Below are 19,807 nucleotides of genomic sequence, written 5' to 3'. Positions count from 1 at the left end.
CCTGGCAGGCCCGGAACGGAGGGGCCACCGGGACGCACCGCGGGGACGGTCGGCTGAGTCCCGGCCACGGCCAGCGACCCAGAGACCCGCCGGCGCTCGCTCCCCCGGCTCGGCGACGGGAGCGAGCGGGGCAGCGTCAGCGGGTGAGCAGCGGGTCGAGCGCGACGGCGACGAAGAGCAGCGACAGGTAGAGGTTCGAGGAGTGGAACAGCCGCATCGGCTGGATGACGCTGAGGTCCTCGGTGCCGCGGGCCCGGCCCCACATGCGGTGGGCCTCGACGAGGAACACCGCACCGAGCACGACCGCGGCGACGGGGTAGACCGGGCCGGTGCCGGCGACCGGCCACAGCAGCAGCGACGTCGCGACCATCACCCAGCTGTAGAGGACGATCTGGCGGCCCACCTCGGCGGCGGAGGCCACGACCGGCAGCATCGGCACGTCGACGTTGGCGTAGTCCTCGCGGTAGCGCATGGCCAGCGCCCAGGTGTGCGGCGGCGTCCAGAAGAAGACGACCGCGAACAGCACGACCGGGGTCCACGCCAGCTCGCCGGTGACCGCCGTCCACCCGATCAGGGCCGGGAAGCAGCCGGCGAGGCCGCCCCACACGATGTTCTGGGTGGTGCGGCGCTTGAGCAGGATCGTGTAGACGAACACGTAGAACGCGTTGGCGCCCACTGCCAGGGCCGCCGACAGCGGGTTGACCCAGACGGCCAGCACCACCGTGGACAGCACGCCCAGGACGACGCCGAAGACGAGGGCGGAGACGGGGCTGACGATGTGGCGCGGGAGGGCGCGGCGCCGGGTGCGGCGCATCTGCTCGTCGATGTCGCGGTCATAGACGCAGTTGAACACCGACGCCGAGCCGGCGGAGAACGTCCCGCCGACGACCGTGGCGACCACGAGACCGAGCTCGGGCACCCCGCGCGCGGCGAAGAACATCACCGGCACGGTGGTGAGCAGCAGCAGCTCGATGACGCGCGGCTTGGTGAGGCCGACGTACGCCGCCACCACGTCGCGCCAGGTCGCGCGCTCGTCGGACCCCGTCCCGGGGCCGGACCCCTGCTGCCCGGCAGCGGAGGCCGACTGGCCGACATGGGTCAAGGGACGTCCTCGAAGTGGGTGGGTACGCGGTGTGTGGGTCGGGGCCCACGGGCTACTGGTCCACCGGCGCTGGAGCCACTGCGAGTCTAGCGCCGGGCATGAGTAGGCTCGGAATCGCCCGCCCGCCGGTGCTGTTGTGCCGTGGACGCCCTCTTCTCCCCACCGGAAGGACCCCTGTGAGCACCTCCCCCGCCCTGGACTGGAACGAGCTGGACGAGAAGGCGGTCGACACCGCGCGGGTCCTCGCGATGGACGCGGTGCAGAAGGTGGGCAACGGTCACCCCGGCACGGCGATGAGCCTGGCCCCGGTGGCGTACCTGCTGTTCCAGAAGGTCATGCGCCACGACCCCGCCGACCCCGAGTGGGTGGCCCGCGACCGCTTCGTGCTCTCCTGCGGCCACTCCTCCATCACCCTCTACACGCAGCTCTTCCTCGGCGGCTTCGGCCTCGAGATCGAGGACCTGAAGGCGCTGCGCACCTGGGGCTCGAAGACCCCGGGCCACCCCGAGCTGGGCCACACCGCCGGCGTCGAGGTCACCACCGGCCCGCTGGGCCAGGGCGTGGCCAACGCCGTCGGCATGGCGATGTCGGGTCGCCGCATCCACGGCCTCCTCGACGCCGACGCGGCCCCGGGCGAGGGCCTTTTCGACCACCACGTCTACGCCGTGTGCAGCGACGGCGACCTGCAGGAGGGCGTCAGCGGCGAGGCCTCCTCGATCGCCGGCACCCAGAAGCTCGGCAACCTCACGGTCATCTACGACCGCAACCGCATCTCGATCGAGGGCGACACCGACATCGCGTTCACCGAGGACGTCGCCAAGCGCTACGAGGCGTACGGCTGGCACGTGCAGACCGTCGACTGGACCAATGACGGCGCGGAGTACGTCGAGGACGTGCCGGCGCTGCACGACGCGGTCGTCGCGGCCCGCGAGGTCACCGACCAGCCGTCCCTGATCGTGCTGAACACCATCATCGCCTGGCCTGCCCCGTCGGCGCAGGGCACCGAGAAGGCCCACGGCAGCGCGCTGGGCGACGACGAGGTCGCCGCCACCAAGCGCATCCTCGGCTGGGACCCCGAGCAGCGCTTCCAGGTGCCGGCCGACGTGCTGGCCCACACCCGGTCGCTGCGCGAGCGCGGGGCGGCCTGGGGTGCGGAGTGGGACGAGGCCTACGACGCCTGGTCGACCACCCACCCGGAGTCGGCCGCCCTGCTCCACCGGCTGAAGTCGCGCAGCCTGCCCGACGGCCTCGTCGAGGCCATCCCGACGTTCCCGGCCGACCCCAAAGGCGTGGCCACCCGATCGGCGTCCGGCAAGGTCATCAACGCCGTGGCCGCAGTGATGCCGGAGCTGTGGGGCGGCTCGGCCGACCTCGCCGGCTCCAACAACACCACGATCACCGACGCGCCGTCGTTCCTGCCGGCCGACCGCGGCACCGACGACTGGACCGCCGACCCCTACCAGGGCCGGGTGCTCCACTTCGGCATCCGCGAGCACGGCATGGGCGCGATCATGAACGGCATCGCGGCCGACCGGCTCACCCGCGTCTTCGGCGGCACGTTCCTCACGTTCTCCGACTACATGCGCGGTGCCGTGCGCGTCGCGGCCCTGAGCGGCCTGCCCGTCACCTACGTGTGGACCCACGACTCCATCGGCCTCGGCGAGGACGGCCCGACCCACCAGCCGATCGAGCACCTCGCCGCGCTGCGCGCCATGCCCGGCCTCGACGTCGTCCGACCGGCCGACGCGAACGAGACCGCGGCCGCCTGGGCCCACATCCTCACCCGCACCGACACCCCGGCCGCGCTGGCGCTGACCCGGCAGAACGTGCCGGTCTTCCCCCGCGGCGAGGACGGCTACGGCAGCGCCGAGGGCGTCGCCCGCGGTGGCTACGTGCTGCTCGAGGCCGAGGGCGGCGTCCCCGACGTCGTGCTCATCGGCACCGGCTCGGAGGTGCAGGTGGCCGTCGCCGCCCGCGACCTGCTCGCCGCCGACGGCATCAAGGCCCGCGTGGTCTCGATGCCGTGCATCGAGTGGTTCGAGGAGCAGGACCCCGCCTACCGCGAGAAGGTCCTGCCGACCACGGTCAAGGCGCGCGTCTCGGTCGAGGCCGGCGTCAAACAGGGCTGGCGCGAGTACGTCGGCGACCACGGCCGCATGGTCTCCATCGACCGGTACGGCGCCTCCGCCGACTACCAGCGCATCTACCAGGAGTACGGGATCACCGGCGAGGCCGTGGCCAACGCGGCCCGCGACAGCTTCCGCACGGTCACCGGCTCCTGAGCCACCGCTCGCACGACCACCAGCACCGGCCCCACGCCGCTGCACCCGCCGCACGACCCACAGCAGGGAGAGAACATGAGTGACCGTCTGAAGGCCCTCGCCGACGCAGGGGTGTCCATCTGGCTCGACGACCTCTCGCGGGAGCGGATCGAGTCCGGCAACCTGGCCGAGCTCGTCGCCGAGCGCTCGGTGGTCGGGGTCACCACCAACCCGACCATCTTCGCCGGCGCCATCGCCGACGGCGAGCGCTACGACGCGCAGGTGCGTGGCCTGGTGGCCGACGACACCCCCGTCGACGACGTCATCTTCGCCCTCACCACCGACGACGTGCGCAACGCCTGCGACGTGCTGGCCCCCGTGGCCGACGGCACCGGCGCCGACGGCCGCGTCTCGATCGAGGTCGAGCCCGACCTCGCCAACGACACCGCCGGCACCATCGCCTCGGCCCAGGCGCTCTGGGCGGCCGTCGACCGCCCGAACGCCCTGGTCAAGATCCCGGCCACCCTCGAGGGCCTGCCCGCGATCACCGCCGTGGTCGCCCAGGGCATCAGCGTCAACGTGACGCTGATCTTCGGCGAGCAGCGCTACCGCGAGGTCATGGACGCCTACCTCACCGGCCTGGAGCAGGCCCGCGACGCCGGGCTCGACCTGTCGCAGATCCAGTCGGTGGCGTCGTTCTTCGTCTCCCGGGTCGACGGCGAGGTCGACAAGCGGCTCGAGGCCATCGGCACCGACGAGGCCCTGGCCCTGCGCGGCAAGGCCGCCGTGGCCAACGCCCGCCTGGCCTACGGCGCCTTCGAGGAGGTGCACGCCGAGGACCGCTGGACGCAGCTCGCGGCGGCCGGCGCCACCACGCAGCGCCCGCTGTGGGCCTCGACCGGGGTGAAGAACCCCGACTACCCCGACACCCTCTACGTCACCGACCTGGTGGTGGCCGGCACGGTCAACACCATGCCGGAGAAGACCATGGACGCCTTCGCCGACCACGGCGAGGTGCACGGCGACCAGGTCAGCGGCCGGGTGCCCGACGCCCAGCAGGTCTTCGAGGACCTCGCCGGCGTCGGCATCGACTTCCTCGACGTGCTGCAGGTGCTGGAGCACGAGGGCGTCGACAAGTTCAAGAAGTCGTGGTTCGAGCTGGTCGAGACCGTCGAGGGCCAGATGGAGCAGGCCCGGCAGGCGGCCTCGAAGTGACGTCCTGGGGCGCGGTGTCCGGCGAGGGCCACGACCTGACGCTGCTGGTGCCCGACGAGCAGGCGTACGCCGCCACCGTCGAGCAGCTGGTGGCCGACGGCGTGGCCGGGGCGATCGCCCGCCAGGACCCGACCCTGTGGGGTTCTGAGGCCGAGGAGGAGTCCGCCAAGCGGCTCGCCTGGGTGGCGCTGTCGAGCGCCTCGCGCCCGCTGGTCGACGAGGTGGCCGCCCTGCGCGCGGCCCACCAGGAGGCCGGGCTCGGTCGCGTCGTGCTGTGCGGCATGGGCGGCTCGTCCCTCGCACCCGAGGTCGTCTGCGGCGCGGCCGGCGTCGAGCTGGTCGTCCTCGACTCCTCCGACCCCGACTTCGTGCGCACCGCGCTGGAGGACCGCCTGGCCGAGACCGTCGTCGTGGTGTCGTCGAAGTCCGGCGGCACCGTGGAGACCGACAGCCAGCGCCGCGCCTTCGAGAAGGCGTTCCGCGACGCCGGCATCGATCCCGCCGAGCGGTTCGTCGTCGTCACCGACCCGGGCTCCCCGCTCGAGCAGTCGGCCCGCGACGCCGGCTACCGCGTGTTCCTCGCCGACCCCGCCGTGGGCGGGCGCTACTCCGCGCTCACGGCGTTCGGCCTGGTGCCGAGCGGGCTGGCCGGTGCCGACGTGGCCCGGCTCCTCGACGAGGCCGAGGCCCTGCGCCCCGCGCTCGAGGCCGACGACGTGGACAACCCCGGGCTGCGCCTGGGCGCGCTGCTCGGGGCCGCCAACCTCGCGGGTGCGGACAAGATGGTGCTCGCCGACGGCGGGTCGCCCTTCCCCGGGTTCGGCGACTGGGCCGAGCAGCTGGTCGCGGAGTCGACCGGCAAGCAGGGCCGCGGCATCCTGCCCGTGGTCGTCGCCGGTCCCGGCTCGCCCAACTTCGCCGCCTCGAGCGCCGACGAGGTGCTGGTGACCATCGGCCCCGACCACGTGCTCGGCGACGGGGTCGTCCCGGCCTCCGGCTGGGGCGCGCGGGTCGACGGCACGCTGGGCGGTCAGGTGCTGCTGTGGGAGTACGCCACCGCGGTCGCCGGTCGCCTGATCGGCATCAACCCCTTCGACCAGCCCGACGTCGAGAGCGCCAAGGCCGCGGCCCGCGAGATGCTCGACGGCGGCGGCTCCTCGCCGACGCCGGTCTTCGTCGCCGGCGGCGTCACCGTCTACGCCTCCGAGGGCTGGCTGCCGGCCGGCACCACCTCGGTCGCCCAGGCCGTGGCCGCGCTGCTCGACCAGCTCGACGACGCCCACGGCTACCTCGCCGTGCAGGCCTACCTCGACCGCCACCGCGACGCCGCCCTGGGTGGTGCGCGCGACGCTCTCGCCGAGCGCACCGGGCGACCGGTGACCTTCGGGTGGGGACCGCGGTTCCTGCACTCCACCGGTCAGTACCACAAGGGCGGGCCCGACACCGGGATCTACCTCCAGGTCACCGGCGACCCGCTGGCCGACCTCGCGGTGCCCGACCGGCCGTTCACGTTCCACGAGTTCCTCACCGCCCAGGCCGTCGGCGACGCCAGCGTGCTGGCCGACAAGGGCCGTCCGGTGCTGCGGCTCCACGTCACCGGGCCCGACCGGCTCGCCGACGTGCTCGAGGCGCTGCGGTGAGCCCGGAGCCGCGCGTCGAGGTGCACCCCGACGCCGAGACGCTGGCGGCGACCGTCGCCGGTGCGCTGCTGCAGCGCCTGGCCGAGGCGCAGGACGCCGGGCGCGAGCCGCACGTCGTGCTGACCGGCGGTGGCATCGCGGAGGCCGTGCACGAGGTGCTGGCCCGCCAGGCCGCGGCCTCGCCGGTCGACTGGACCCGGGTGCACGTGTGGTGGGGCGACGAGCGCTTCGTGGCGCCCGGCTCCCCCGACCGCAACGCCGGTGCGGTGCGTCGCGACGTCCTCGACGCCGTCGGCGTGCCCGCTGACCACGTGCACGAGATGGCCTCGGCCGCCGACACCGAGACGGTGGAGGCCGGGGCGGTCACCTACGCCGAGGAGCTGCGCCGCCACGGCGCCGACGACCTCGACGTGGTGATGCTGGGCCTCGGCCCCGACGGCCACGTGGCGTCGCTGTTCCCCGGGCGCCCCGAGCTCGACGTCGACGACGTGCTGACCGTCGCGGTGCACGACTCGCCCAAGCCGCCGCCCGAGCGCATCTCGCTCACCTTCCCGGCGCTCAACCGCGCGCGCGCCGTGTGGTTCATGGTCAGCGGCGAGGGCAAGGCCGACGCCGTGGGCCGGGCCCTCGGCGGCGCAGACGTGCACGACGTCCCGGCCGCCGGGGTGGCCGGGCGCGAGGAGACCACCTGGTTCCTCGACCGCGACGCCGCCTCGCGGCTCTGACCCGTCCGTCCCTGCCGGGACGAGAGCACGACGGCCGGTCACCTCAGTGGAGGTGACCGGCCGTCGTGCGTCGCGGGCCGCGGCCCGTCAGAAGATCAGGTCGCCCGACTTGCGACGCCGCCGCAGCAGCGCCAGCGCCTCGTCGAGGATCTCGGTGGCCTCCTTGTCGGAGCGCCGCTCCTTCACGTAGGCCAGGTGGGTCTTGTACGGCTCCACCTTGGTCGCCGGCGGGGCGTTCTCGGAGTCGCGGCCCGCGGGCAGCCCGCACTTCGGGCAGTCCCACGAGTCGGGCACGGTGGCCTCGACCGAGAACGTGACCACCGAGCTGTGGGCGTGGGAGCAGAAGTATGTCACCGCCTGTCGCGGTGCCGCCTCGCCCCGCTCGGCCTCGCCCATGGGTCCGGCGCCGACCCTGCTGCCGCGGATGGCGTTTCCTGCTCCAGCCATGTCGTGTCCTCTCGTCTCTCGCTCGTCAGCCCTGGTAGGCCAGGAGCAGGCCGAGGGCGATCACCGTGGCGAACCAGATGACACCGATGCCGACCGTGAGCCGGTCGAGGTTGCGCTCGGCGACCGACGACCCGCCCAGGGAGCTGGAGACGCCGCCGCCGAACATGTCGGACATGCCGCCTCCCCGTCCCTTGTGCAGCAGGACGAGCAGGATCATCAGCGCGCTCGTGACGACCAGGACGATGGTGAAGACTAGATCCACAGGCGGGATCCTACGTCACGCCCGCCCGCTCACAGGACAGGCATGTCGTAGAAGCGGCAGATACCGCTGAACTCCTCGACCTGCAGGCTCGCGCCGCCCACAAGAGCGCCGTCCACGTCGTCCTTCGCCATGATGCCGGCGACGTTGGAGGCCTTGACCGAGCCGCCGTACAGGACCCGGACGCCGTCTGCGGCGGCGTCACCGTGCACCTCGCGCACCCGGGCCCGCACGGCGGCGCAGACCTCCTGCGCGTCGTCGGGGGTGGCGACCTCGCCGGTGCCGATGGCCCACACCGGCTCGTAGGCGACCACCAGCCCGGCGACCTGCTCGGCGGTGAAGCCGGCCAGGGAGCCGTCGACCTGCGCCAGCGTGTGGGCGACGTGCTCCCCGGCCTGGCGCACCTCGAGGCCCTCGCCCACGCACACGATCGGCACCATGCCGGCGGCGTGCGCGCGGTGGGCCTTGGCGTTGACGACCTCGTCGGTCTCAGCGTGGTGCTGACGACGCTCGGAGTGGCCGACGACGACGTAGGAGCACCCGAGCTTCGCCAGCATCGTGGCCGAGACCTCGCCGGTGAACGCGCCGGACTCCTCGGTGGAGACGTCCTGGGCGCCGTAGCGCACCGACAGCCGGTCGCCGTCGACCAGGGTCTGCACCGAGCGCAGGTCGGTGAACGGCGGCACGACGACGACCTCGGCGCGCGCGGGGTCGTGGCGCTTGTCCTGCAGGGTCCAGGCGAGCTTCTGCACCAGGACCACCGCCTCCTGGTGGTTCAGGTTCATCTTCCAGTTGCCCGCCATCAGCGGCGTGCGGGCAGGCGTGCGGGTCGTGGCCATGGGTCAGTCCTCCAGGACGTCGATGCCGGGCAGGGTCCTGCCCTCGAGGTACTCCAGGCTGGCCCCGCCTCCGGTGGAGATGTGTCCGAACGCCTCGTCGTCGAAGCCGAGCCGGCGCACCGCGGCGGCGGAGTCGCCGCCGCCGACGACGGTGAGGCCGTCGACGCGGGTGAGGGCCTCGGCGACGGTGCGGGTGCCGTCGGCGAACTGCGGCACCTCGAAGACGCCCATCGGGCCGTTCCAGAACACGGTGCGGGCCCCGGCGAGGGCCGCGGCGAAGTCGGCGGCCGAGGCCGGACCGATGTCGAGACCCAGGCAGTCGGCCGGGATCTCGGTGGCGGGCACCACCCGCGGCTGCGGCTCGGCGTCACCGGAGGGGAACGTCGTGTCGACCACGACGTCGCCCGGCAGCAGGATGGTGACCCCGGTCTCCGCCGCGCGGGCGAGGTACTCCCGGCAGGTGTCGAGCTGGTCCTCCTCGAGCAGGCTGCGGCCCACCTCGTGGCCCTGGGCCGCGAGGAAGGTGAACACCATGCCGCCGCCGATCAGCAGCGTGTCGGCCTTGCCGAGCAGGTTGTCGATGACGCCGAGCTTGTCGGAGACCTTCGAGCCGCCCAGCACGACGACGTACGGCCGCTCGGGCGACTCGGTGAGGCGGCGCAGCACCCCGATCTCGGTGGCGACGAGGTCGCCCATGGCGTGCGGCAGCAGCGTGGCCACGTCGTACACGCTGGCCTGCTTGCGGTGCACCACGCCGAAGCCGTCGCTGACGAAGACGTCGGCGAGGTCGGCCAGCTGCCGGGCGAACTCCGCCCGCTCGGCGTCGTCCTCGCTGGTCTCGCCGGAGTTGAAGCGGACGTTCTCCAGCACGGCGACGTCGCCGTCGGCGAGCCCCTCGACGGTGCTGCGCGCGCTCTCGCCGACGGTGTCGGTGGCGAACGCCACGTCGGCGCCGAGCAGCTCACCGAGGCGGTCGGCCACCGGACGCAGCGAGTAGCGCTCCTCGGGGGCGCCCTTCGGGCGGCCGAGGTGGGCGGTGACGACCACCCGGGCACCGGCCTGCGCCAGCGCCCGGATGGTCGGGACGCTGGCGCGGATGCGCCCGTCGTCGGTGATCGTGGTGCCGTCGAGCGGGACGTTCAGGTCGGAGCGGACCAGCACGCGCTTCCCGGCCACCCCCTGCTCGACGAGGGTCGCCACCGTGGAGGAGTCGGCCACGTCAGAGGGTCTCGCCGACGTGGGCGATGAGGTCGACGAGGCGGTTGGAGTAGCCCCACTCGTTGTCGTACCAGCCGACGACCTTCACCTGGTTGCCGATGACCTTGGTCAGCGGCGCGTCGAAGATGCAGGACGCCGGGTCGGTGACGATGTCGGAGGAGACGATCGGGTCGGTGGAGTACTTGAGGAAGCGGCCGTCGGCGGCCTTCTCGATGATCGCGTTGACCTCCTCGACGGTGGTCTCGCGACCCGCCTCGAAGGTCAGGTCGGTGGCCGAGCCGGTCGGCACCGGCACCCGCAGCGCGTAGCCGTCGAGCTTGCCCTTGAGCTCGGGCAGCACCAGGCCGATGGCCTTGGCCGCACCGGTGGAGGTCGGGACGACGTTGAGCGCGGCGGCGCGGGCGCGACGCAGGTCCTTGTGGATGTTGTCCTGCAGGTTCTGGTCGGCGGTGTAGGCGTGGATCGTGGTCATCAGGCCCTTGACGATGCCGAGGTCGTCGTTGAGCGCCTTCGCCATGGGGCCGAGGCAGTTGGTGGTGCAGGAGGCGTTGGAGATGACGTGGTGCTGCGCGGGGTCGTAGTCGGTGTGGTTGACCCCCATCACCACGGTGATGTCCTCGTTCGAGGCCGGCGCCGAGATGATGACCTTCTTGGCGCCCGCGTCGAGGTGGGCGCGCGCCTTGGTGGCGTCGGTGAAGAACCCGGTGGACTCGACGACGACGTCGACGCCGAGCTCGCCCCAGGGCAGCGCGGCGGGGTCGCGCTCGGAGAACGCCTTGATCTCCTGGCCGCCGACGAGGATGGCGCTCTCGGAGCTGGACACGTCGGCGTCGAGGCGGCCGAGGATCGAGTCGTACTTCAGCAGGTGGGCCAGCACCGCGTTGTCGGTGAGGTCGTTGACGCCCACGATCTCGACGTCGGCGCCCGAGGCGCGGACGGCGCGGAAGAAGTTGCGGCCGATGCGGCCGAAACCGTTGATGCCTACGCGAACGGTCACGAGTGGTGCTCCTGCTCTGGAGAGGTCGTTGGGGGCACGGCCCGTCCCGTGGGACGACGGCCGCGACCGACCCTAGCGGGTGCGCCGACCGCTGCCGAGGCTCGTCCCGGCGTACGTGCCGGTAACGGGCGTCACGGCCGCAACCGTGGTCGGACCGGCCCCGCGAGGAGCCGGCTCAGGCCTCGTCGGCCAGCATGTCGGGCGTCAGCGACGCCTCGGTGTCGGGGATGCCGAGCTCCTCGGCGCGCTTGTCGGCCATCGCCAGGAGGCGCCGGATGCGGCCCGCGATGGCGTCCTTGGTGAGCACCGGCTCGTGCAGCTGCCCGAGCTCCTCCAGCGAGGCCTGCTTGTGCTCCAGGCGCAGCGTGCCGGCCATCTTCAGGTGGTCGGGCACCTCGTCGCCGAGGATCTCCATCGCCCGGTCGACGCGGGCGCCGGCGGCCACCGCGGCGCGCGCGGAGCGGCGCAGGTTGGCGTCGTCGAAGTTGGCCAGTCGGTTGGCGGTGGCACGCACCTCGCGGCGCATCCGGCGCTCCTCCCACGCCATCAGCGACTCGTGGGCGCCGAGACGGGTGAGCAGCTGGCCGATCGCGTCGCCGTCGCGGATGACCACGCGGTCGACGCCGCGCACCTCGCGCGCCTTGGCCTGGATCCCGAGGCGGCGGGCCACCCCGACGAGCGCCAGCGCGGCCTCGGGGCCGGGACAGGTCACCTCGAGCGACGACGAGCGGCCCGGCTCGGTGAGCGAGCCGTGGGCCAGGAACGCCCCGCGCCACGACGCCACGGCGTCGCAGCCCCCGCCGGCGACGACCGCGGGCGGCAGGCCGCGCACGGGACGCCCGCGCTGGTCGAGCAGCCCGGTCTGGCGGGCCAGCGACTCGCCGTCGCGGACCACCCGCACGATGTAGCGGCTGCCCTTGCGGATGCCGTTGCCCTGCACCATCACGACGTCGGAGGCGTGGCCGTAGACCTCGGCGATGTCCTTGCGCAGCCGGCGCGCGGCGGCGCCGGTGTCGAGCTCGGCCTCCACCACGATGCGGCCGCTGACGATGTGCAGGCCGCCGGCGAAGCGGAGCATCGAGGCGACCTCGGACTTGCGGCAGCAGGTCTTGGTGATCTGGGTGCTGGACAGCTCCGCCTTCACCTGTGCCGTCATCGCCATGAGAGGGATCTTCGCACGCGAGTCAATCACCGATCGAACCGGGATCGGGCCCTGCTGTGGGCTCCCTGTGGGCCCGCCGCGGGCCCGTCGCACGTCCGTGACGCACGGTGCGGGTGTGGTCAGGAGCCCGCCACGACCGCCTCGAAGCAGGCCGCGAGCTTGGCGGCGTCGTGGCGCGGCGAGCCGTCGTCGTCGGCGACGTCGGCGACCACCAGGCGGGCGCCGTGGGCCGCCACCGCTCGGCGCAGGGCCTGCTCCGTGCCGTCGTCGCCGCCGCGCTGCACGGTCGCGGTGTCGGCCACCACGGTGTGGATGCGCAGCTCGGGGGCGTGCTCGGTGAGGACGGCGAGGTGGTCGGCCGGCCCGAAGCCGCCGGTCTCCCCCGGCTGCTCGGCCAGGTTGAGCACCACCACGACCTTGGCCTCGGTCTCCACCAGGGCCAGGCGCAGGTCGGGCACCATCAGGTGCGGGATCACCGAGGTGAACCACGACCCGGGGCCGAGCACCACCCAGTCGGCGGCGCGCACGGCGGCGACGGCCTCAGGGCAGGCCTGCGGGGCCGGCGGGTCGAGGTCGACGGAGGTGATCACGCCGGGGGTCGTGGCGACCTCGACCTGCCCGCGCACCAGCGACACCGCCTCGGGGTCGGCGGGGTCGTGCCCCCGCACCCGGGCGGTGATGTCCATCGGCGTCAGCGCCATCGGCAGCACCCGCCCCGAGGCACCCAGCAGTCGACCGACCCAGTCGAGGGCCTGCACGTGGTCGCCCAGCAGCTCCCACAGGGTCACGATCAGCAGGTTGCCGGTGACGTGGCCCCGCATGTCGCCGTCGCCGGCGTAGCGGTGCTGCAGCACCTTCGACCAGGTCACGCCCCACTCGTCGTCGCCGCACAGCGCGGCCAGGGCCATCCGCAGGTCACCGGGCGGGAGCACGCCGAACTCGCCGCGCAGCCGTCCGGACGAGCCGCCGTTGTCGGCGACGGTGACCACCGCGGTGAGGTCGTCGAGCACGAGGTCGGCCAGCAGCCGCCGCAGGGCCCGCAGCGTGGCGCTCAGCCCGTGACCGCCGCCCAGGGCGACCACGGACTGGGCGCGGTCGAGGTCGCGGTGCTGCTCGGGCGGGGCCGGCGCCACGGGCGGCGGGGGCGGCGGGGTCACTCGCGGCCCAGGTCGCGGTGGGTGGGCGAGGCGTCGTGGCCGAGCGCGACGAGGCGCGCCACGATCTCCTCGGTCATCGCGACGCTGCGGTGCTTGCCGCCGGTGCAGCCGATCGCGACGCGCATGAACCGCTTGCCCTGGCGCAGGTAGCCGGCGGCGACGCCGTCGAGCAGGGGGACGTAGGCGTCCACGAACTCGGCGGCGCCGTCGCGGGACAGCACGTACTGCGAGACCTCGCCGTCCTGCCCGGTGCGGGGGCGGAGCTCGGGGATCCAGTGCGGGTTGGGCAGGAACCGCATGTCGGCAAGGAAGTCGGCGTCGACCGGGATGCCGTACTTGAAGCCGAAGCTGATCACGCGGATGCGCAGCGCAGTCGTGTCGGGACGACCGAACGCGTCGGCGACGCGGTCGGTGAGCTGGTGGACGTTGAGGGTGGAGGTGTCGATGAGCAGGTCGGCCTCGCCGCGCAGCTCGGCCAGCACCCTCCGCTCGCGCTGCAGGCCGTCGAGGAGGCGCCCGCTGCCCTGGAGCGGGTGGGGACGCCGGGCGGCCTCCTGGCGGCGCACGAGCACCTCGTCGGTGGCCTCGAGGAACACCAGGGTGGTGCGCCGGCCCACCGCGCCCCGGGCGAGGTTGGCCTGCAGCGACTGGAAGAACGAGCCCGAGCGGACGTCGACGACGACCGCGATTGGCTGGTCGGTCCCGCGGCTCTCGTCGACGAGGCGCACGACCTCGCGCACCAGGCTGGGCGGGAGGTTGTCCACGACGTAGTAGCCGAGGTCCTCGAGCTCCTTGGCCACGGTGCTGCGGCCGGCACCGGTCATGCCGGTGACGACCACCAGCTCGCCCTCGCGGGGCGCGGCGGGCGAGGCCTCGAGCGGGGATGCGGTCTCGTCATCCACGTCAGGACTCCTCGATCTCTCCGGTGGCGGTGTTGACGGTGAAGGTGGGCGTGCGGGTGGTCGACCCCGGGCTGGCCGCGGTGACCGCGTCCTTGATCGAGGTGGCGGTGCGGGTGCCGATGCCCGGCACGGTGGCGATCTCCTCCACGGTGGCGTCACGCAGCTTCTTCAGCGACCCGAAGTGCTTGAGCAGCGTCTTGCGGCGCACCTCGCCCAGCCCGGGCACCTCGTCGAGGGTGCTCTCCACCATCGACTTCGAGCGGCGCGACCGGTGGTGGTTGATCGCGAAGCGGTGGGCCTCGTCGCGGATGCGCTGGAGCAGGTAGAGGCCCTCGGAGGAGCGGGCGAGGATGACGGGGTCCTCCTGGGCGGGCAGCCACACCTCCTCGAGCCGCTTGGCCAGGCCGCACACCGGGATGTCGACGATGCCCAGCTCGTCGAGGGCGCGCTGGGCGGCGGCCACCTGGGGCGGGCCACCGTCGACGACGACCAGCCCCGGGGCGTAGGCGAACTTGCGCGGGCGACCGGTCTCGGGGTCGACCAGCATCGGGCCGCTCGACGGGTCGCCGGGGTCGCCGGGCTTCAGCGTGGAGCGGGCCTGCTCGTCGAGGAGCCGGCGGAAGCGCCGGGTGATCACCTCGTGCATGGACGCGACGTCGTTCTGCCCGTCCACGCCCTTGATCACGAAGCGGCGGTACTCCCCCTTGCGGCTCAGGCCGTCCTCGAAGACCACCATCGAGGCGACCACCTCGGTGCCCTGGAGGTTGGAGACGTCGTAGCACTCGATGCGCAGCGGCACGTCGTCGAGGTCGAGGGCGTCCTGGATCTCCTCCAGCGCGCGGTTGCGGGTGGTCAGGTCGCTGGCGCGCTTGGTCTTGTGCAGCGCCAGCGACTGCGCGGCGTTGCTGGCCACGGTCTCCTGCAGCGTCTTCTTGTCGCCCCGCTGCGGCACCCGGATCTGCACCCGGCTGCCGCGCAGGTCGCCGAGCAGCTCCTCGAAGGTGTCGACGTCGGGCGGCAGCGCCGGCACCAGGATCTCCCGCGGGATCGAGTCGCCCTGGGAGTCGCGGTCGGTGCCGGCGTACAGCTGCAGCAGGAAGTCCTCGACCAGCTCGGGGGTGCCGCCCTCGTCGACGCGGTCGGCCACCCACCCGCGCTGGCCGCGGATGCGCCCCCCGCGCACGTAGAAGATCTGCACCGCCACCTCGAGGGGGTCCTCGGCCAGCGCGATCACGTCGGCGTCGGCGCCGTCGCCGAGCACGACGGCCTGCTTCTCCAGCGCCCGCTCCATGGCGCCGAGGTCGTCGCGCAGGCGGGCGGCCTTCTCGAAGTCCATCGCCTCGGAGGCGGCGTACATCTCCTTCTCGATGCGGCGCATGAAGGGGCGGGTCTGGCCGCCCATGAAGTCGCAGAAGTCGTCGACGATCGCGCGGTGGTCCTCGGGCGAGACGTTGCCGACGCACGGCGCGGCGCACTTGTCGATGTAGCCGAGCAGGCAGGGCCTCCCGATCTGGGAGGAGCGCTTGAAGACGCCGTTGCTGCACGAGCGCATCGGGAAGACCCGCAGCAAGATGTCGACGGTCTCGCGGATGGCCCAGGCGTGGCTGTAGGGGCCGAAGTAGCGGGTGCCGCGCCGCTTGGCCCCGCGGCCCACCATCACCCGCGGGAACTCGTCGCCGACGGTGACCGCCAGCCAGGGGTAGGACTTGTCGTCGCGGTACTTGACGTTGAACCGGGGGTCGAACTCCTTGATCCAGGAGTACTCCAGCTGCAGCGCCTCGACCTCGGTGTTGACCACCGTCCACTCGACCCCGGCGGCGGTGGTGACCATCGTGGCGGTGCGCTGGTGGAGGTTGCCGATGTCCTGGAAGTACGACGACAGCCGGGCCCGCAGGTTCTTGGCCTTGCCGACGTAGATGACGCGTCCAGCGGCGTCGCGGAACCGGTAGACCCCCGGACGGGTCGGGATGGACCCCGGCTCCGGACGGTAGGACAGCGGGCCCCGGGCGGCCCGGGCGGATCGCGACGGCACCCCTCAACCCTACGGTCGGCCACCGACGCTCCGGCGCCCGGCCGGACCCGTCGGGGGCCGGGTGCTCAGGCCAGGGTGATGGAGTCGCCGGAGACGTCGATGGCGACCTCGCCGAGCGGTGCGGTGGCCGGGCCGGAGGTCGGCTCGCCGGTGTCGAGGGCGAACACGCTGCCGTGGCAGGCGCACAGGATGCCGTCGGTGCTGACCTGCGAGACCGCGCACGACTGGTGGGTGCAGATCGAGGAGAACGCCTTGAACTCGCCCTCGGTCGGCTGGGTCACCACGACCTCCTGGTCGGCGAGGATGACCCCCTGGCCCACCGGCACGTCGGCGGTGGTGGTGAGCGGTCCGGCCGACGCCCCGCCCGAGCCGCCGGCGTCGGGCGAGCCGCTCGAGGACCCGCCGGTGCCGCCCGTGTCGGCTGCGGTCTCGTCGCCACCGCTGCAGGCGGCGAGGACGGGCAGGGCCACGCCCAGGCCGGCGAACCCGGTCAGGGCCCGGCGCCGGGACAGGCCCGACCTCGCGTCGGTCAGGGCACGTCCGGCGGTCGTGCCGTCGGTGGTGCCCTCGGGGGCAGGGGTGGGGGCGGGCGTGGCGGTCATGACGTCGTCCTCTCGGGGGTGACGGCGGTCGTCGGGTGCGACAGTAGCGACCGCTCCCCCGCAGCCTTGCCCACGCGGGTGAGAGGGGCCTGAGAACACCACCGGCGCCCGACCCGTGGGCGGACGCCGGCGGTGGCCCCTAGGACTTCCGGGTCTTCGCCGCGGCCTTGCGGCGGGCCGGGGTCGACCGGGCGGCGGCCCGGTCGTTGGCCTGCTGGGTGGCGGCCTGGCGGCGGGTGGCCCGCGCCGGCGCCGGCGCCTCGGACGCCGCGAGGCGGCCCTTGGGCTGGCGGGCGTGCTTGCCCTCGAGCAGCGGAGCGAGGTAGCGGCCGGTGTGGCTCTCGGCCACGGTGGCCACCTTCTCCGGGGTGCCCTGGGCGACGACGACCCCGCCGCGCGAGCCGCCCTCCGGGCCCATGTCGACCAGCCAGTCGGCGGTCTTGATGACGTCGAGGTTGTGCTCGATGACGAGCACGGTGTTGCCCTGGTCGACCAGCCGGCCGAGCACCAGCAGCAGCTTGCGGATGTCCTCGAAGTGCAGCCCGGTCGTCGGCTCGTCGAGCACGTACACGGTGCGGCCGGTGGAGCGCTTCTGCAGCTCCGCCGACAGCTTGACGCGCTGGGCCTCGCCCCCCGACAGCGTGGTGGCCGGCTGGCCCAGGCGCACGTACCCGAGCCCGACCTCGACCAGCGTCTTCATGTGCCGCGCGATCGCGGGCACCGCGGCGAAGAAGTCGACGGCCTCCTCGATCGGCATGTCGAGGACCTCGGCGATGGTCTTGCCCTTGTAGTGCACCTCGAGCGTCTCGCGGTTGTAGCGGGCGCCGTGGCACACCTCGCACGGCACGTAGACGTCGGGCAGGAAGTTCATCTCGATCTTGATGGTGCCGTCGCCGGAGCACGCCTCGCAGCGCCCGCCCTTGACGTTGAACGAGAACCGGCCCTGCAGGTAGCCGCGCATCTTGGCCTCGGGGGTCGAGGCGAACAGCTTGCGGACGTGGTCGAAGACCCCGGTGTAGGTGGCCGGGTTGGACCGCGGGGTGCGCCCGATCGGTGACTGGTCGACGTGGATGACCTTGTCGACGTGCTCGAGGCCGGTGATGGCGCGGTGACGGCCCGGCAGGGTGCGGGCGTTGTAGAGCTGCTTGGCCAGCGAGGTGTAGAGGATGTCGTTGACCAGCGTCGACTTGCCCGAGCCGGAGACGCCCGTGACGGCCACGAAGACCCCCAGCGGGAAGGTCACGTCGACGTTGCGCAGGTTGTGCTCGCGCGCGCCGAGCACCGTCAGCTCGCGACCCACGGTGCGCGGACGGCGCACCGCCGGCACGGCGATCTCGCGCCGGCCGGAGAGGTACTGGCCCGTCATCGAGTCGGGGTGGGTGTAGAGGTCGGCGACGGTGCCGCTGTGCACCACCTGACCGCCGTGCTCACCGGCCCCGGGGCCGATGTCGACCACCCAGTCGGCCACCTTGATGGTGTCCTCGTCGTGCTCGACGACGATGAGGGTGTTGCCGAGCTCCTTGAGCCGCACCAGCGTCTCGATGAGCCGCTGGTTGTCGCGCTGGTGGAGGCCGATCGACGGCTCGTCGAGCACGTAGAGGACGCCGACCAGGCCGGCGCCGATCTGGGTGGCCAGCCGGATGCGCTGGGCCTCCCCGCCCGACAGCGACCCCGAGGGGCGGTTGAGGGAGAGGTAGTCGAGGCCGACGTCGAGCAGGAACTGCAGGCGCTCCTGGATCTCCTTGAGCACCCGCTCACCGATCTGGCGCTCGCGCTCCGACAGCTCGAGGTGGCCGAGGAACTCGGAGGCCTCGTTGATCGGCAGCGCGCAGACCTCGGCGATGTTGCGCCCGCCCAGCAGCACGGCCATCGAGACCGGCTTGAGGCGACTGCCCTTGCAGGTCGGGCAGGGCACCTCGCGCATGAAGCCCTCGAAGCGGTCGCGGCTGGTGTCGGACTCGGCCTCGCGGTGGCGGCGCTCGACGTAGGGCCGCACGCCCTCGAAGTCGGCGTAGTAGGCCCGCTCGCGGCCGTAGCGGTTGCGGGTGACGACGTGCACCTTGGTGCCGTGGCCCTCGAGCAGCGCCTTCTGGGCGCGCGGGGCGAGGTCCTCCCACGGGGTGTTCAGGTCGAACCCGAGCTCCTCGCCGAGGGCCCCCATGAGGCGCAGGAAGTAGTCGGCGACGTGGGCGGCGCCCCACGGCGAGATCGCCCCCTCGCCGAGGGTGGCCGAGGGGTTTGGCACGACCAGCTCGGCGTCCACCTCCAGCTTGGTGCCGAGACCGCTGCAGGCCGGGCAGGCACCGAACGGGGAGTTGAACGAGAACGAGCGCGGCTCGAGGTCGTCGGTGTCGATGGGGTGGTCGTTGGGGCACGACATCTTCTCGCTGAAGCGCATCTCGCGCCCGGGGTCGCCGGCGTCGAGGTCGACGAAGTCGAGCACGACCAGGCCACCGGCCAGGCCGAGGGCGGTCTCGACCGAGTCGGTCAGCCGCCGCTTCGAGGACTCCTTCACGGCGAGGCGGTCGATGACCACCTCGATGGTGTGCTTCTTCTGCTTGTCGAGGCGGGGGCCGTCGGCGATCACCGCGTCGAGGGCGTGGGTCTCGCCGTCGATGCGGGCGCGGGAGAACCCCTGGGTCTGCAGCTGGCGGAACAGCTCGAGGTACTCCCCCTTGCGACCGCGCACGACGGGGGCGAGCACCTGGAAGCGCCGGCCCTCCTCGAGGCCCAGCACGCGGTCGACGATCTGCTGGGGCGTCTGCCGCTCGATCGGGGCGCCGCAGGTCGGGCAGTGCGGGCGCCCGGCGCGCGCGTAGAGCAGGCGCAGGTAGTCGTAGACCTCGGTGATGGTGCCGACGGTGGAGCGGGGGTTCTTCGAGGTCGACTTCTGGTCGATCGAGACCGCGGGCGAGAGGCCCTCGATGAAGTCGACGTCGGGCTTGTCCATCTGGCCGAGGAACTGACGCGCGTACGCCGACAGCGACTCGACGTAGCGACGCTGGCCCTCGGCGAAGATCGTGTCGAAGGCGAGCGACGACTTGCCCGACCCGGACAGGCCGGTGAAGACGATCAGCGAGTCGCGGGGCAGGTCGAGCGACACGTCCTTCAGGTTGTGCTCGCGGGCACCCCGGATGATGAGCTGGTCCTGCACGTGATCCCGTCCTGGTCGGCTGGAGAATGGGCGGCTGCGGCGCCCGGCGAGGTCGAACAGACGTTCGCGATCGTACGGCGCCGGCCCGGCGCGCC

Annotated in this window: 16 protein-coding genes; 4 read left to right on the top strand and 12 right to left on the bottom strand. The window is 72.9% G+C overall.

Annotation, left to right across the window (positions count from 1 at the left end):
- Positions 1-136 precede the first annotated feature (136 nt).
- Positions 137-1,102, bottom strand: a complete 966-nt coding sequence (locus tag AC4OR8_RS15825; RefSeq protein WP_492166550.1) for a heme o synthase — start codon at positions 1,100-1,102, stop codon at positions 137-139.
- Positions 1,103-1,350: 248 nt separating this feature from the next.
- On the opposite strand from AC4OR8_RS15825, the gene tkt reads away from it, so the two are divergent.
- The 4 genes from tkt (at position 1,351) to pgl (ending at position 6,943) form a co-directional block, all read left to right on the top strand.
- Positions 1,351-3,384 carry a transketolase gene (gene tkt, locus AC4OR8_RS15820; protein WP_492166797.1) on the top strand — a complete coding sequence of 678 codons (2,034 nt, stop codon included), beginning with the start codon at positions 1,351-1,353 and terminating at the stop codon, positions 3,382-3,384.
- Positions 3,385-3,459: 75 nt separating this feature from the next.
- The gene (gene tal, locus AC4OR8_RS15815; RefSeq protein WP_492166549.1) at positions 3,460-4,578 is read left to right on the top strand and encodes a transaldolase; all 1,119 of its coding nucleotides are present in this window, start codon (positions 3,460-3,462) and stop codon (positions 4,576-4,578) included.
- Positions 4,575-6,218, top strand: a complete 1,644-nt coding sequence (locus AC4OR8_RS15810) for a phosphoglucose isomerase-related protein (RefSeq protein WP_492166548.1) — start codon at positions 4,575-4,577, stop codon at positions 6,216-6,218. Before tal ends, AC4OR8_RS15810 begins: the two co-directional genes overlap by 4 nt.
- Positions 6,215-6,943 carry a 6-phosphogluconolactonase gene (gene pgl, locus AC4OR8_RS15805; protein WP_492166547.1) on the top strand — a complete coding sequence of 243 codons (729 nt, stop codon included), beginning with the start codon at positions 6,215-6,217 and terminating at the stop codon, positions 6,941-6,943. The genes AC4OR8_RS15810 and pgl overlap by 4 nt, the downstream gene beginning before the upstream one ends.
- Before the next feature lie 87 nt (positions 6,944-7,030).
- On the opposite strand, the gene AC4OR8_RS15800 is transcribed toward pgl, so the two are convergent.
- From AC4OR8_RS15800 to uvrA, 11 genes are all read right to left on the bottom strand, one after another.
- Positions 7,031-7,390, bottom strand: coding sequence for an RNA polymerase-binding protein RbpA (locus AC4OR8_RS15800; protein ID WP_492166546.1), 360 nt, complete (start codon positions 7,388-7,390; stop codon positions 7,031-7,033).
- A 25-nt stretch (positions 7,391-7,415) separates the two neighbouring features.
- Positions 7,416-7,652, bottom strand: a complete 237-nt coding sequence (gene secG, locus AC4OR8_RS15795) for a preprotein translocase subunit SecG (protein WP_492166545.1) — start codon at positions 7,650-7,652, stop codon at positions 7,416-7,418.
- A gap of 29 nt (positions 7,653-7,681) precedes the next feature.
- Positions 7,682-8,488, bottom strand: a complete 807-nt coding sequence (tpiA, locus tag AC4OR8_RS15790) for a triose-phosphate isomerase (protein WP_492166544.1) — start codon at positions 8,486-8,488, stop codon at positions 7,682-7,684.
- Positions 8,489-8,491: 3 nt separating this feature from the next.
- Positions 8,492-9,706 (bottom strand): phosphoglycerate kinase, encoded by a 1,215-nt coding sequence (locus AC4OR8_RS15785; protein WP_492166543.1) that lies wholly within the window; start codon positions 9,704-9,706, stop codon positions 8,492-8,494.
- A gap of 1 nt (position 9,707) precedes the next feature.
- Entirely contained in the window at positions 9,708-10,703 is a 996-nt protein-coding gene (gene gap, locus AC4OR8_RS15780; protein ID WP_492166542.1) for a type I glyceraldehyde-3-phosphate dehydrogenase, read from the bottom strand.
- Between the two features lie 175 nt (positions 10,704-10,878).
- Positions 10,879-11,865 carry a DNA-binding protein WhiA gene (gene whiA / locus AC4OR8_RS15775; RefSeq protein ID WP_492166541.1) on the bottom strand — a complete coding sequence of 329 codons (987 nt, stop codon included), beginning with the start codon at positions 11,863-11,865 and terminating at the stop codon, positions 10,879-10,881.
- Between the two features lie 119 nt (positions 11,866-11,984).
- A complete protein-coding gene (locus tag AC4OR8_RS15770; protein WP_492166540.1) occupies positions 11,985-13,022 on the bottom strand; it encodes a gluconeogenesis factor YvcK family protein in 1,038 nt (345 codons plus the stop codon).
- Positions 13,019-13,924, bottom strand: coding sequence for an RNase adapter RapZ (gene rapZ, locus AC4OR8_RS15765; RefSeq protein WP_492166539.1), 906 nt, complete (start codon positions 13,922-13,924; stop codon positions 13,019-13,021). Before rapZ ends, AC4OR8_RS15770 begins: the two co-directional genes overlap by 4 nt.
- Before the next feature lies 1 nt (position 13,925).
- A complete protein-coding gene (uvrC, locus tag AC4OR8_RS15760; protein ID WP_492166538.1) occupies positions 13,926-15,956 on the bottom strand; it encodes an excinuclease ABC subunit UvrC in 2,031 nt (676 codons plus the stop codon).
- A gap of 65 nt (positions 15,957-16,021) precedes the next feature.
- Positions 16,022-16,558 (bottom strand): Rieske (2Fe-2S) protein, encoded by a 537-nt coding sequence (locus tag AC4OR8_RS15755; protein ID WP_492166537.1) that lies wholly within the window; start codon positions 16,556-16,558, stop codon positions 16,022-16,024.
- A gap of 139 nt (positions 16,559-16,697) precedes the next feature.
- Positions 16,698-19,712, bottom strand: a complete 3,015-nt coding sequence (gene uvrA / locus AC4OR8_RS15750; RefSeq protein WP_492166536.1) for an excinuclease ABC subunit UvrA — start codon at positions 19,710-19,712, stop codon at positions 16,698-16,700.
- Between the last annotated feature and the right edge of the window lie 95 nt (positions 19,713-19,807).

It is taken from the genome of Nocardioides sp. FY1077, assembly GCF_058681775.1.
Note: the sequence above shows the minus strand (reverse complement) of the source record. Positions and strands in the feature narration are given on the sequence as shown.